General features: G+C 62.6%; 13 protein-coding genes. 10 read left to right on the forward strand and 3 right to left on the reverse strand.

Annotated elements, in window-relative coordinates; all coding sequences use genetic code 11:
* Positions 1-7: 7 nt before the first annotated feature.
* Complete coding sequence (locus V1273_RS28460; RefSeq protein ID WP_334364690.1) at positions 8-1,045, reverse strand: class 1 fructose-bisphosphatase; 1,038 nt, start codon at positions 1,043-1,045, stop codon at positions 8-10.
* Positions 1,046-1,190: 145 nt separating this feature from the next.
* On the opposite strand from V1273_RS28460, the gene V1273_RS28465 reads away from it, so the two are divergent.
* From V1273_RS28465 to V1273_RS28485, 5 genes are all read left to right on the forward strand, one after another.
* On the forward strand, positions 1,191-2,162 hold the full coding sequence (locus tag V1273_RS28465; protein WP_334411612.1) for a LysR family transcriptional regulator: 972 nt from the start codon (positions 1,191-1,193) through the stop codon (positions 2,160-2,162).
* 268 nt (positions 2,163-2,430) lie between these two features.
* On the forward strand, positions 2,431-2,976 hold the full coding sequence (locus tag V1273_RS28470) for a TRAP transporter small permease (RefSeq protein ID WP_247512247.1): 546 nt from the start codon (positions 2,431-2,433) through the stop codon (positions 2,974-2,976).
* Position 2,977: 1 nt separating this feature from the next.
* Positions 2,978-4,285 (forward strand): TRAP transporter large permease, encoded by a 1,308-nt coding sequence (locus V1273_RS28475; protein WP_334411614.1) that lies wholly within the window; start codon positions 2,978-2,980, stop codon positions 4,283-4,285.
* A 14-nt stretch (positions 4,286-4,299) separates the two neighbouring features.
* A complete protein-coding gene (locus tag V1273_RS28480) occupies positions 4,300-5,274 on the forward strand; it encodes a TRAP transporter substrate-binding protein (protein ID WP_334411615.1) in 975 nt (324 codons plus the stop codon).
* 436 nt (positions 5,275-5,710) lie between these two features.
* A complete protein-coding gene (locus V1273_RS28485) occupies positions 5,711-6,502 on the forward strand; it encodes a calcium-binding protein (protein ID WP_334411616.1) in 792 nt (263 codons plus the stop codon).
* A gap of 65 nt (positions 6,503-6,567) precedes the next feature.
* Here V1273_RS28485 and V1273_RS28490 read toward each other — a convergent pair whose 3' ends face one another.
* Positions 6,568-7,335, reverse strand: coding sequence for an SDR family oxidoreductase (locus V1273_RS28490; RefSeq protein ID WP_334364695.1), 768 nt, complete (start codon positions 7,333-7,335; stop codon positions 6,568-6,570).
* Positions 7,336-7,466: 131 nt separating this feature from the next.
* Positions 7,467-8,333, reverse strand: coding sequence for a TetR/AcrR family transcriptional regulator (locus V1273_RS28495; protein WP_334412281.1), 867 nt, complete (start codon positions 8,331-8,333; stop codon positions 7,467-7,469).
* Between the two features lie 29 nt (positions 8,334-8,362).
* Here V1273_RS28495 and V1273_RS28500 point away from each other — a divergent pair, with 29 nt between their 5' ends.
* The 5 genes from V1273_RS28500 to V1273_RS28520 all read left to right on the forward strand — a co-directional run bounded on the left by V1273_RS28500 (position 8,363) and on the right by V1273_RS28520 (position 14,350).
* On the forward strand, positions 8,363-9,364 hold the full coding sequence (locus tag V1273_RS28500) for an alpha/beta fold hydrolase (RefSeq protein ID WP_334411617.1): 1,002 nt from the start codon (positions 8,363-8,365) through the stop codon (positions 9,362-9,364).
* Complete coding sequence (locus tag V1273_RS28505) at positions 9,364-10,791, forward strand: MATE family efflux transporter (protein ID WP_334411618.1); 1,428 nt, start codon at positions 9,364-9,366, stop codon at positions 10,789-10,791. Before V1273_RS28500 ends, V1273_RS28505 begins: the two co-directional genes overlap by 1 nt.
* Positions 10,792-10,991: 200 nt before the next feature.
* Positions 10,992-12,242: an ABC transporter substrate-binding protein gene (locus V1273_RS28510; RefSeq protein WP_334380665.1), complete on the forward strand. Its 1,251-nt coding sequence runs from the start codon at positions 10,992-10,994 to the stop codon at positions 12,240-12,242.
* 139 nt (positions 12,243-12,381) lie between these two features.
* On the forward strand, positions 12,382-13,209 hold the full coding sequence (locus tag V1273_RS28515) for an AraC family transcriptional regulator (protein ID WP_065745730.1): 828 nt from the start codon (positions 12,382-12,384) through the stop codon (positions 13,207-13,209).
* Between the two features lie 130 nt (positions 13,210-13,339).
* On the forward strand, positions 13,340-14,350 hold the full coding sequence (locus tag V1273_RS28520) for a branched-chain amino acid ABC transporter permease (protein WP_334380662.1): 1,011 nt from the start codon (positions 13,340-13,342) through the stop codon (positions 14,348-14,350).
* Position 14,351 lies beyond the last annotated feature (1 nt).

Here is a 14,351-nt window from a genome sequence, read left to right on the forward strand (position 1 = left end):
TGCTCCGTCAGCGGAACAGGCCGCGCCGCGCGAACAGCGGCGCATCGCTATTGTCGAACATCGGCTCGATCCTTTCGTGAATGGCAGCGATGTCGCGCACGCCACGCAAAGAACCCATGATCAGCGGCACCCGCTGGTGCGGCGTTCTCGCAGCCACTTCCAGAATTCGCCGCCGTCCGGTCGAGGCCGCGCCGCCCGCCCATTCCATTACCAGCGCCATCGGATGGGCCTCGTACAGCAGGCGAATCCTCCCTTCGCGATAGCTGGGGCGGGCATCGGCCGGATAGAGAAACACGCCGCCGCGCGCCAGAATGCGAAGCGATTCCGCAACCAGCGAACCGATCCAGCGCATGTTGAAATCCGCCTCACCGCCACCGCTGGTACCGGCGAGACATTCATCGATGTAGGCGCGAACGGGACCATGCCAGTGCCGACGATTGGACGCATTGATGGCGAACTCCGGCGTATCGCGTGCGACCTGCACGGCCTGCCGGATCAGCAGAAATTCCCCCGCGCGCCTGTCGAGAATGAAGATATCGACGCGCGCGTTGAGCGCGAGAACGAACGTGGTTTGTGGACCGTAGACGAAAAAGCCTGCCGCGCACTGCGCCGTACCGGGCTCAAAGAAAGTCGAAAGGATGTCGTTGCCTCGCGGGCGGATCGAAAAGATGGTGCCGATCGAGATGTTGTTTTCGAGATTGGCCGATCCGTCGAGCGGATCGATCGCAACACACAGGTGCGCCTCGGGCCGCAAGGTTTCCGGCAGCGCCGCTTCCTCGGAAAGGATTGCCGCCACCGGCGCGTCGCGCAGCGCACGCCGCATCATTTCGTCGGCGACGATGTCGATGTCTTTCTGCCGGTCGCCATCGGAATTGATGCCGCTATCCTGCCCGGTGATATCGGCGAGCGGCCCATTCGCAATCAGCGCGGCGAGTTCGATTGCAGCGGCGGCAATGGCCTCGATCACCGCACCGACCGCCGCGCCATGCGGGATCTGCGCAATAGACTTCTCGAGATGTGAACGCAGCGTCACGCGTTCGTCCATGGCCGTCTCCCGGTGCGCTCTCTCGGCGCTGTCGAAGCGTCCGCCGATTGGCGACCCGCGCTCTTAAGCAAGCGCAGTTTGCCGAATTAGGGAAATTTTGTTATCTTTGGCCTGTGCAAAGTTTTTGTTATAATGGAGGCGTGCCATGGCTGGCCGATTGTTGCGTGAATTGACCATCCGCCAATTGCGCGCGCTGGCTGCCGTGCAGAAGCACCGATCGGTCACCGCCGCGTCGAAGCAGCTATACCTGACACAGCCTGCGGTAACGTTGCAGCTACGCAACCTGCAGGCGGTCGCGGGATTGCCGCTGATCCAGCGCACCGGCGACGGCATGCTGCTGACGGATGCCGGGCGCGAGGTATTGGCGCTCGCCGAGCGGATCGAGGCGGCGATCACCGATTGCGAGACCACGTTGGAGATGATGGCGGGAAAGACCGCGGGCCGCATCTCGATCGGCGCGGTCTCGACCGCGAAATATTTCGTGCCGTTCATGATCTCCGGATTCTCGAAGCTCTATCCGAACGTCGAAATCACGCTCTCGATCGGCAACCGCCAGGAGGTCGGCGAGGCGCTACGCGGCTACGATCTCGACTTCGCGATCATGGGCCGCCCGCCCGCTGATATCGACATGAACGTCCACCTGATCGGCGATCATCCGCACGTCATCATCGCGCCGACTGCGCATCGGCTGGCGCGAAAATCCCGCATCGCGCCGCGCGAGCTCGCCGGCGAAACCTTCCTGACGCGCGAGCCAGGGTCCGGAACGCGTGGGCTGATGGAGCAATTGTTCGAGACGTCGGGCATCCGCCCCAGGATCGGCCTCGCCATGAGCAGCAACGAGACCATCAAGCAGGCGGTGATCGCAGGGCTCGGCATCGCCTTCCTCTCTGCGCACACGGTCGCGACCGAGCTCGACGAACGGCGCCTGGTCACTCTGGACGTCGATGGCCTGCCGATCGTGCGGCAGTGGTTCGCGCTTGCACGCAAGGACAAGGTGTTGCTGCCGCCGGCGCAGGCGATGCTCGATTTCCTCAGCGCCAAGGGCAAGCAGTTTCTGCCCCGCACCCATCGCCGGCTGCGGCTCACCCGGCCGTCAGGCCGTGCCAGGCGCGGCTGACGTGCTCTTCTTTCACCTCGCTTGGCACGAGAAAAGGAATAGAGCCAAGGTCCGGCCGCGATCGGAATGGTATCCGCCGAAAGAGTCGCAGGATTTGCGTGCGTCCTGCCTTGACTGTCCGCAGCAACTCCGAAAACCTGTCCCCTTAGAAGGCTGATTTCGGTCGCTTTGGCGGGACGCGGATCGATCGGCCCTTCCAGTAGGAACGACCGAAAATGGTACGTCTATTGCTTCCAGGCAATATGCGTGCGAGGGGTAAGGACTCATTATGATCCGCGTGTTTCTTGATCGGCTCTACCTTTTCTCCGGCTATCTTGCCGGACTTTTCCTCATTGCGATTTTTGTCCTGATGCTGCTGCTGTCGGGTGGCCGGCCGTTTGGCATCAATATTCCGGCGGGCGACGATTTCATCTCCTGGTGCATGGCGGCGACCGCCTTCCTCGGGCTCGCGCATACGTTCAAGCACGGCGAGATGATCCGCGTCGGCCTGTTGATCGACCGCCTCAACGATAATGTGCGCCATTATGTCGAGATCGCAGCCCTCCTGGTCGGCGTCGGCTTCATCGGCTTTTTCGCCTGGCATGCCGTGATCATGACCTGGCAGTCGTGGAAATTTTCCGACATTTCGCAAGGCGTCATCGCGGTGCCGCTGTGGATTCCGCAGCTTGGTTACAGCGGCGGCCTCGCGGTTCTTTTCATCGCCTTCGTGGATGAACTGATCCATGTGCTGCGCGGCTTTGCGCCGCGCTACGAATTACCGAAGCCGCAGAGCGCCGAGGAAATCGTCGAGCGTGCCATGCAGAGCGGGGTCTGAGATGGAGCTGCTTTCCATCGCCGCCATCCTGCTGGGATTCCTGGCGCTGCTGCTTGGCGCCGGCGTCTGGATCGCCGTCGCGCTGATGGCGACGGGATGGGCCGGTATGCAATTCGCCGCCGGCGGCATTCCGGCCGGCAGCGTGCTGGCGACGACGGTGTGGGGCAACAGCGCATCCTGGTCGCTCGCCGCGTTGCCGCTCTTCATCTGGATGGGCGAAATTCTGTTCCGCACGCGCCTGTCGGAGGAAATGTTCCGCGGGTTTGCGCCGTGGCTGAACTGGCTGCCGGGCCGGCTCATGCACGTCAATGTGCTCGCCTGCGGCGTGTTCGGTTCGGTATCGGGATCATCAGCCGCGACCTGCGCCACGGTTGCCAAGATCGCCCTGCCCGAATTGAAGAAGCGCGGCTATGACGAAGGCTTGAGCCTCGGCTCACTGGCCGGTGCGGGCACGCTCGGCATTCTCATCCCGCCGTCGATCACCATGGTGGTCTACGCCGTGCAGGCGAACGTCTCCATCATTCAGGTCTTTCTCGCCGGGTTTCTGCCGGGTATGTTGGTGATGGCGCTCTATTCCGGCTACATCGCGATCTGGTCGCTCGCCAATCCGAAAAACACGCCGCCGGCCGAACCGTCCATGAGCTTTCGCAGGCGCGTTGCCGAGTCGCTCAATCTCATTCCCTGCCTGCTGCTGATCATTTTCGTCTTTCTGTCGCTGCTGATGGGCTGGGCGACGGCGACGGAATGCGCGGCCTGGGGCGTGTTGGGGTCGCTCGCGATTGCATGGTGGCAGGGCGCGCTGACCTGGCAATCGTTCTGGGCGAGCGTCATGGGCGCGACGCGGGTCAATTGCATGATCCTGCTGATCCTGGCGGGCGCCTCCTACATGGGCACGTCGATGGCCTATACCGGCATCCCGATGGCGCTCGCGAACTGGGTGAACGGGCTCCAGCTCAGCCCCTATGCGCTGATCGCGGCGCTCACCGTGATGTACGTCGTGCTCGGCACGGCACTCGACGGCATCTCCATGATCGTGCTGACCACCGCCATCGTCATTCCGATGGTGAAGCAGGCCGGCTTCGACCTGGTCTGGTTCGGAATCTTCCTGGTGCTGGTGGTGGAAATGGCGGAGGTCTCTCCGCCCGTCGGCTTCAACCTGTTCGTCCTGCAGACCATGAGCGGCAAGGATTCCAACACGGTCGCCAAGGCGGCCCTGCCGTTCTTCTTCTTGCTCGTTCTGGCGGTTGCCATCATCACGGTCTTTCCTGATATCGTGATGCTGCTGCCGCGGATCGCGTTCCCTGGCTAGAGAAAGGTATTGTCATGTTCAGACTTATAAAGACGTGCGCATTGGCCGCCTGCGTCGCGGCGCTCGCCGCCCCGGCAATGGCGCAGACAAAATGGAATCTTCCGGCGGCCTATCCGGCGGACAATCCGCATTCGGTGAATCTGATCGCGTTCGCCAAGGACGTTGCCGACGCCACCGGCAACAAGCTGCAGATCACCGTGCATCCCGCCGCATCGCTGTTCAAGGCGCCGGAAATCAAACGCGCCGTCGCAACCGGGCAGGCGCAGGCCGGCGAGGTTCTGATTTCGCTGCATGAGAACGAAGATCCGATGTTCGGCATCGACGTGATCCCTTTCCTGGCGACGAGCTATCCGGCAGCCAAGAAGCTGTGGCTCGCCTCGAAGCCTGCCATCGAAAAGAAGCTCGCCTCGCAGGGACTGATGCTTCTGTTCGCAGTGCCATGGGGGCCGCAGGGCATTTATGCCAAGAAGGACCTCAACACGGTCGAGGATATGAAGGGCTTGAAGTGGCGCGCCTATAACGTCGGCACCTCGCGCATCGCCGAACTTGTCGGCGCGCAGCCCGTCACCATCCAGGCGGCGGAACTGCCGCAGGCGCTGGCCACCGGCGTCGTGAACGCGTTCATGACCTCGGGCTCGACCGGCTACGACAGCAAGTCCTGGGAAACCATGACGCATTTTTACGATACGCAGGCCTGGATTCCGAAGAACGTCACCTTCGTGAACAAGGCGGCGTTCGACGCGCTCGACAAGCCGACGCAGGACGCGATCCTCAAGGCGGCGGCAGTCGCCGAAGAGCGCGGCTGGAAGCTCGCGGAAGAAAAGGCGAAGTGGTATCTCGAACAGCTTCAGGCCAACAAGATGAAGGTGCTGCCGCCACCTCCGGCGCTGAAGTCCGGCCTCGAGAAGATCGGCGAGCAGTTGACGGCCGATTGGCTCAAAAAGGCGGGCGCCGATGGTGAAGCCGTGATCGCCGCCTACAAGAAGTAAGGCCAGCATTATCGCGCGCTCGTAGCGTCCGGCGTTGATTGCCGGACGCTGGCATTTCGCGGACGACGCTCACTTACCCGAAATAATAATGCTGCCGACAAGTATCCTTCGATACATCCTTAGGTAGACGAGTAATTATTTCTTAGGAGCATCGCGATACCGTTCAGGCATCTTCACAGCATGTCGCCGCTTGAAGGCGGCAACTGGGTTTGGAAATGCCGCCATGAGAGTGCTCTACAATCCTCTTTCCCCGTCGTTCCGACCCTGGCAGTTGCCGCAGCCGCCGGAGCCGCCGCAGCTTTTGGCCACGCTGGCGTCCAACCACCAGGCTTCATCGAAGGAGAAATCGCAAAGCGGACCTTCAACCCCATCCACCGGCAGCATCGGGCAATCACCGGTAGTACAGGCGTTCTTGCTGCGGTTGCAGGAACTGGGAATGTCATATCGCCCGGGGACCGACGGCGACGACGCGCTGTCCGGTTGGAGCAGGACTCTCGCCGATGGCGGCGACGGCAACGATACGATCGATGCCTGGTCCGATAGCGTCGTCGATGGTGGCGCAGGTAATGACACGCTCCGTGCCTGGTCGGGATCGGCTGTCTATGGCGGCGCCGGCAACGACCAGATCGACGTCTGGTCCGATAGCGCCGTGGATGCCGGCGATGGCGACGACATGGTGCGCGCATGGTCAAATACCGTGACGATGGGTGGCGCCGGAAGCGACACGATCAGCGCCTGGTCGGAGAGCCTGGTCGATGGTGGCGCAGGGAATGACACGATCTCGGTATGGTCCGACAGCCGCGCCTATGGTGGTGACGGCAACGATTCCATCTCAGCTCTCGTCGGCAGCTATGTCGAGGGCGGTGCCGGCAACGACACCATCGATGCGGACAATGGAACGATCGTTGCCGGCGGTACCGGCGACGATACGATTCGCGCTGACCGGGGCTCCACAATCCTGTTCAACGTCGGCGACGGCAAGGATACCATCTTCACCAACCGCGACGTTACCATCAAACTGGGCGAGGGCTTTTCGGCCGAGAATATGAACGTCACGATATCAGGAAACGTCGCAACAGTGTCCTTCGGAGACGGATCGGACCAGTTGACGTTGGATATCGGCTTCCATCCGGTAAACCTTTCCTTCGCTGATGGCTCAAGCGCCGAAATCAAGGTCGACGCGTTCAGTGCCTTGCGTGCGCGGTCAGGCGAGGCGAAACCGGCTTGACGTCTGCCAGGCGCGAAACGCTCCTTGAAGACTTGTGCCGGACTGCGTGAAAGACGCGCCAACAATTAAAGACAGGTCGTGATGCCGCCGTCGACGTAGAGCGTATGCCCGTTGACGAAGGACGAGGCATCTCCCGACAGAAAGACGGCGGCGCCTATCAGTTCGTCCACGTTGCCCCAGCGCGAGGCCGGCGTCCGCTTTTCAAGCCACGCTGAAAATTGGAGATCGTCGACCAGCGCTTGATTCAGCGGGGTCTTGAAGTAACCCGGCGCAATGGCATTGATCTGCAGTCCGTGCCTGGCCCAATCGGCGCACATGCCGCGCGTGAGGTTCTTGATCGCTCCCTTGGTAGCGGTGTACGGGGCAATGCCCGGGCGGGCCAACTCGCTCTGAACCGACGCGATGTTGATGATCTTGCCCTTTCCGCGCGGGATCATGTGGCGCGCGACGGCCTGGCCGACGTAGAAGGCGCTCGAGACATTGGTCCTGAGCAATTGCTCCCACTTCTCCGCGGGAAAATCCTCAAGCGGCGTGCGAAACTGCATGCCGGCGTTGTTGACGAGAATGTCGATTACCCCGACCGTCCGTTCGATTGTCGCAACTCCTTCGCGGACATCGTCGGCCACGGTGACGTCGAAACCGGCGACCGCAACCTTGTGCCCGGCTGCGGTCAAGCTTGCGGCGGCGGCCTCGAGCTTGCTGCGCTCCCGTCCGTTCAGGACCACGGAGGCGCCATGCTCGGCGAGCCCTCGCGCGATGGCAAGGCCGATCCCCTGGGACGATCCTGTGACGAGCGCTCGTTTGCCGGCCAGATTGAACAGTTCAAATGCCACGGCGGACCTTCTCCATGCGTGCAGGTGGGTCGGATGGACGTAGAAATACCGCACACCGCGGTCAAGCCAAAACGGCAGATCATCCGGGATGGCAAGCGTACCGGCGACGCCGCCGGCTAAGACAGGCGATTTCACCTGGGCTTCGGATAGATGTTTAGAAACCCTGTCGTTGCCGCGCAGGCCCGCCGCGCGATTTCGGCGGCACTCGGGCGATCGGCCACTTGAAGCAGCAGGCCGGTCATCAGGTCGCCCCAGAGCAGCCCGGAGAATTGTTCGGCCATCGCGGCAGGATCGCCATCGCACAGCCCGGCCGACTTGGCGTTTGCCATGATCTCTCGCAATGAATCACGCGCAGGCCGGCGAGCGATCGATTCCAGCGCTTGTGCAACCTTTGGCGCGTGCACTGTTTCGGATATCGCCAGCCGGAACATAGCAACGACGGCCGGATCGGTCGTTTCCGTCAAAAGCCTCGTTCCAAAAGCGGTAAGCACGTTGGCCAGGGTTTCCTTGTCGCGCAACTCGGGCAGATCGGTCGGCGCTTTCAACCGCCGGGCGCGCTCGGTGATGCAGGCGACCAGCATCGCTTCCTTGTTGCCGAACAGCGAATAAAGCTCGCGTTTCGACACGCGTGCGCGTGTCGCAATCTCCAGCGTGCTGGTCTGCGCATAGCCGCCCTCCATGAATGCCGAAAGCGCCGCGCCGAGAATCCGCTTCCGGACTGCGGCTCCATCGGTTTCTTCCTCGCGCGGCTTCATCTTCGGACTCATCGACGTCATTTCCCTCTTGACTTGGTACCCAATGGTACCATACATCGCTGGTTGGGTACCAGACAGTACCAAAACTGGTTGTGACGGTAAAGGATCGGCGGCGTTCACCCACTCGCTGCGAGTACGCCGGCTTGGCCTGAGGAAAGTCCATGAACAGGCGTCAGCTACTAACGACGGCACTGGCACCGCTCGCATTGCGAGTTGCCCCAGGCGCGATCTCGTCAAACGCATCAGCAGCAACTTCGGAGCGGGATGGAAAAATGAGCAAGGCCACGCAACGAATCATCGAATGCAACGGCATCCGCATCAATATTGCCGAACAGGGCGAAGGACCGCTGGTGCTGCTGGTGCACGGCTTTCCTGAATCCTGGTTCTCCTGGCGGCATCAGATCGATGCGCTTGCTGCCGCCGGCTTCCGTGTCGTCGCTCCGGACCTGCGTGGTTACGGCAAGAGCGACGCGCCGCAAGCGATCGATCAATACACGATCCTGCATCTCGTAGGCGACATGGTAGGCATCCTTGACGCCTTGGGTGCGGCGACCGCCGTCATCGCCGGTCATGATTGGGGTGCCAGCATCGCCTGGCAGGCAGCTCTCATGCGGCCCGACCGCTTCCGGGCGGTCGCAGCCCTCAGCGTCCCGTTCCGCCCGCGCGGCAAAGTGGCGCCGACCAGTCTCATGCCGCGCACGGAGACGGCGCAATTCTACCAGCTCTATTTCATGGAGCCCGGACCGGCCGAGGCGGAATTGGGGCGCGATCCGCACGCGACCATTCGCAACATGCTGTTCGGAGCGTCCGGGGACGGCGTAGCCGCGGCTCGCGCGGCCGTCGCTGCGGGCGAGCCCGCGCCGAACCTTGGCATGGTGCGGAAGGGCAGCGGATTTCTGCAAGGACCCGGCGCCCCCAAAATCCTGCCATCCTGGATCAGCGAAAGCGACATCGACTTTTATGGCGAGGAGTTCAAGCGAACCGGTTTCCGGGGCGCGCTCAATTACTACCGCAACATCGATCGCAACTGGGAAATCACGGGTGCTGTGGCCGGCATGCAAGTGTCTGTACCGGCGCTCTACATCGCGGGCGATCGTGATTTCCTGCTCTCGTTTCCCGGAACGGACCAGTTGCTCGCCAACCAGAAGAACTTCGTTCCCGGCCTGCGCAAGATTCAGATGCTGCCCGGCTGTGGCCACTGGACCCAGCAGGAGCGGCCGAACGAGGTCAGCACCGCGCTGATCGAGTTTATTCGAACCCTGCCGAGCCGATGATGACGACCCTGACGCCGCAACAATCGTCGTTGCCGCGACCGGTGGCCGTGGCCGGCAGCGTGAAAGAAAACGAAGCGGCGAAGGTCAAGCAGAGGTCGATGCTCGAGGGCCCCGTGCTGCCGACGCTGCTGACGCTCGCTCTGCCGACGCTCGTGGTCATGGTCGTGCAAACCCTGGTCGGGGTCGCGGAGACCTATTTCGTCAGCTTCCTCGGGACGGAAGCGCTGGCGGGCGTCAGCCTGGTGTTTCCCGTCTTCATGCTGATGCAGATGATGTCGAACGGCGGCATCGGTGGTGGTGTCGCATCGGCAATCGCGCGTGCGATGGGCGCCGGCAAGGTGGCGGAAGCCGAGGCGCTGGCGCTCAACGCACTCGTTCTCGCCATTGCTTTCGGAGTGATCTTTGCCGCCGCCGAGTGGCTGTTCGGCGAGGCTGTCTACCGCTTGCTCGGCGGTCAGGCAGGAGCCCTCGGCGCAGCTCTCGAATATGGCCACGTCATCTTCTTCGGGGCGATCTTTGTCTGGATCGTCAGCCTTCTGGCGGCGGCTCTTCGTGGCGCAGGCAACACGGTCGCGCCGGCGGCCGTCATTCTGCTGGGCGTGTTCGTGCTGCTTCCGCTTTCGCCGGCCTTGATCTTCGGCTGGGGCCCCTTTCCGCGGCTCGACGTACCGGGAGCCGGCGTTGCCGTCGTCGTCTACTATCTCGTTGGTGCGCTCGTGTTGATCGTTTACATGCGCTCCGCCCGGGCCTCGTTGCGACTGCCGTTCGACGTGCGCCTCATCAAGTGGCGGCAACTTGGCGATATTCTTGGCGTCGGCGGGTTGTCGGCCATCGGCACCATTCAGTCCAATTTGACTGTCGTCCTGGTCACTGGCGCCGTCGGGCTGTTCGGCACTGACGCCATCGCAGGCTACGGAATTGCGTCGCGCCTCGATTACATCCAGATTCCGCTGCTCTTCGCGCTTGGCAGCGCAGCGCTCACGATGGTCGGGGTCAACATCGGAGCGGGCCAGATCAGGCGGGCGGAGCGCATCGCCTGGGTTGCCGCGTTTTTTGCGGCCGGTGTCACCGAACTCCTCGGACTTGTCGTGACGATATTTCCACACGCCTGGCTGACGCTGTTTAGCACGGAGCCTGAGGTTCTGGCCGCCGGTTCGATCTATTTCCGCAACGTAGCCCCCTTCTACGGCGTGGCGGGTCTTGGAATGCTGCTCTACTTCGCGGGCCAAGGCGCCGGCCGCGTGATGTGGCCGGTTTTCGGCGGAACCGTCCGGCTGCTCGTCGCCGCGGGAATTGGCTGGCTCGTCGTTGCCTATCTTGGCGGCGGATTGCGGGAGCTCTTCATTACCGTCGCCGCGGGCTCGATCGTTTCCGGGGGCATTGTCGCATCTGCGCTTTGGCTCCGTGGCTGGGGACGGGCCGGCTAGGCTTCGCCAGCCTCGGCATCTCGTCGCGGCGCAGCATGCAAAATGAGACTACCGGTCAAGTTGCAGCGGGCGAAGCTGCGCGCGCCGCCCCAGTCATCGGCTAGCTTTTCGCCCGGCGGTCCCGGTCGCAATGCACTGTGAAGGGCATGGCGACTTCGGAACGACCTATAGAAAAACTGGCGATACAAGGGAGGGGTTCGATGTTTAGAAGCTGTGCGGGACTGGTCGCGCTGAGCAGCCTGTTGCTTTCCGGCGCCGCCTTAGCTCAAGAGAAGATCAAGGTCGGCGTCACCGCGACCCTCGAAGGCACCTATACGGTGCTCGGCGAGGACGGAATCCGCGGGCATCAAACGGCGATCAACACGCTCAGCAAGAAGGTCGGCGACAAGGAAATCGAATTCATCATCGCTTCGACGGATGCCACGCCAGACTCCGCTGTCCGCGCCGTGCGCAAGCTGATCGAACAGGACAAGGTCCAGATCCTGCTCTCGCCCTTGTCCGGAGACGAAGGCATCGCAGTCAAGAACTTTGCCAAGACGCGCCCCGAGCTGACCTTTGTGAATGCTGCTTCCGGCGCGCAGGAAACCACTTATGTCGATCCGGCGCCGAACTTCTTCCGCTACAACATGGACGGCGCCCAGTGGCAGGTGGGCCTCGGCAAATACGCTTACGACACCAAGGGTTACCGAAAGATCGCAACGGTGGGCGAAGACTATTCGTTCATCTACACCCAGGTGTTCGGGCTTGTGCTCGAGTTCTGCGGGGCCGGCGGACAAGTCACTAACCGGCAATGGGTGCCGCTCGGCACCAAGGACTTTGCCTCCGTCATCGCCGCCCTGCCCGACGACGTTGATGCAATCTATCTCGGCCTTGGCGGCGCGGACGCCGTCAATTTCCTGAACCAATATCAGCAGGCCGGCGGCAAGGCGCATCTGATGGGCGGCTCGATCATGGTCGACCAGACCATCCTCTCCGCCAAGGGCAACGCCAAGAATGCGCTGCTCGGCACCATCGCCGCGAGCGGTCAGGCCGATACCTGGGAGGATGCGGGCTGGCAGAAATTCGTGAAGGCTTATCAGGACGCCTTCCCGCCGAACAAGCGGTTCCCGAGCCCGTCACTGCTCGCCACCAACTACTACAACTCGACGATGGCGCTCATACTCGCGCTGCGCCAGGTCAACGGCGACCTCAGCAACAACCAGGCCAAGCTCAAGGAAGCCCTCGCCAAGATCGAACTCGACGCGCCCAACGGCAAGATCAAGCTCGACTCCAACCGCCAGGCGATCGGAACCAACTTCGTCACCGAAGTGGTGGATGACGGCAAGGGCGCCCTCTTCAGCAAGGTCGTGAAGGTGATTCCGAACGTGAACCAGACGCTCGGCTACGACCCGGCAGTGTTCTCCAAGATCGGGCTGCCGAGCCGGACGGTTCCGGAGTGCAAGAAGTACTGAGTTCTTCGCATCTGCGAACGGGCCCCGGTCACGCCGGGGCCCCGGGCGCGGCCGGGCAGCATGTGATCTTCCCTTGCATTCTCGCGGCGGATGTTGAACGCTGACTGAAAAGACAAGAACATCCCGCGGGAGGGAAGGCATGAGCAAGGCTCTCGCCGTCTTCCACGGCCGGTTCGGTCGCGCGACGGTCTATCAGTTGAACCGCCCCTTCAACATGCATGCGCATCGCGAAGGGCACCTGATTTTTCATGTCGGTGGAACGCCAGCCCGCATTGATGTGTGCGATGAGCGATGGCTGCTTGCGGAAGACTCCATCGTTGCCGTCAACCCCTGGGAACCGCACAATTTTGTTCCGACGGACATGGAGAACGGGGCGATCTTCTTCGTGCTTTACGTTAACGCCGAATGGTTCGCCCCCGACGCGGCCCGCGCCCACAGCCTGCGGTTCGGCCGCACCTGCTTCAAGCGTACGGCCACGCTCGACAGGCATATTCGCCGCTCTGCCGCGCTGGTGTGCGGCGCGCCTTCGCTGAGCAGCCTCGACTGCGAACTCAGGCAGTTGATCGACAGTTGTTATGACGAAAGCTGGCAGACGTCCGAGCCGGTGCAGGAGACGCGCACCGCCACCGCCGTCACCGACTTTCGCGTCCGCAAATCCATCAAGCTGATGTCCGAAAGCCCGGGCGCCGAGATCGAGCTGGATTCGATCGCGCGGGCCTCCGGGCTGTCGCGCCCGCACTTCTACCGGCTGTTCCGCACCCAGACCGGCGTCACGCCAAACCTCTACCTTAATACACTGATCATGGAACAGGCGCTGGACGCCCTGGTCGCGACCGAAGTGCCGATCGCCGATATCGGCTTCGATCTCGGCTTCTCCTCCCAGAGCGGCTTCACCCGCTTCTTCGCGGCCAATGTCGGGATGGCGCCGACTGAATACCGCCGCGCCGCCAAAGTCTTGCGCCCCTGACGCGTATCCGGCGCGAAAAGATACTGACAATCAAGTGCAAGGTCCGCGGCGCCGTTAGGATGCCCCAAAACGCGAGCCGAAACGGCCGCGGCGTCTGGGAGGACGGTATGGCGACGGCCGGGCTGCTACCGTGACAAGATTTATCGAACGCCATCCGGCATGGGCGCTGATCCTGCTGATCGCCGTCGCGGTGCTGTTGTGGCTGATCCTTGCCGTCTGGCCGCCCGGCCTTGAAGAGGCGATCGGCAGGAAGCGGGTCTTTCTCAACGCCCTGTTCAACGGCATCACGCTCGGCAGCCTTTACTTCCTGGTGGCCAGCGGCTTCACGCTCATCTTCGGCCTGATGCGCAACGTCAATCTGGCGCATGGCTCGCTTTATCTGTTCGGCGGCTACATCGGTTACGCCATCAGCGCCTGGACCGGTTCCTGGATCCTCGGCTTCATCATCGCATTTTTCGGTGTGGCGCTGGTCGGCATCGTCCTGCAGATCGCCGTCTTCCGCCGCATGGAAGGGCAGGATCTGCGCCAGACCATGGTCACGATCGGGCTCTCGATCGTGTTTGCCGATCTGATGCTGTGGGCCTTCGGCGGTGACTTCTATCAGATCCAGACGCCGAGCTGGCTGGTCGGCCCGATCGAATTGCCGCTGGTCACCGCGGTCAGATCGTCGGGCGAGGCGGTCTATTTGCGTTATCCGCTGGTGCGGCTCGTGATCCTGGTCGCGGCGATCGTGATCGGCATCGCGATGTGGCTGGCGCTCAACCGAACCCGCGTCGGCATGATGGTGCGCGCCGGCGTCGATGACCGCGACATGCTGGCGGCGACCGGCGTTCCTATCCAGCTCGTCTTCGTTGCCGTGTTCGCGCTTGGCGCCGGCCTTGCCGGCATCGCGGGCGTCGTCGGCGGAACCTTTCAGTCGCTTTCGCCCGGCGAGGATACCCGTTTTCTGCTCGCTTCCCTCGTCGTCGTCATTGTCGGCGGCATGGGATCGATCCCGGGCGCGGCGCTGGGCGCCGTCATCATCGGCCTCGCCGAGCAGCTCGGCTCCGTCTACATCCCGACTTATGCGATTGTCGTGACCTTCCTCATCATGGTGCTGGTGCTGGCGCTGCGGCCGCAGGGCCTGCTTGCGAGGCGCTGAC

The sequence above is a fragment of the Bradyrhizobium sp. AZCC 1721 genome, assembly GCF_036924715.1.
Taxonomy (GTDB): Bacteria; Pseudomonadota; Alphaproteobacteria; order Rhizobiales; family Xanthobacteraceae; genus Bradyrhizobium.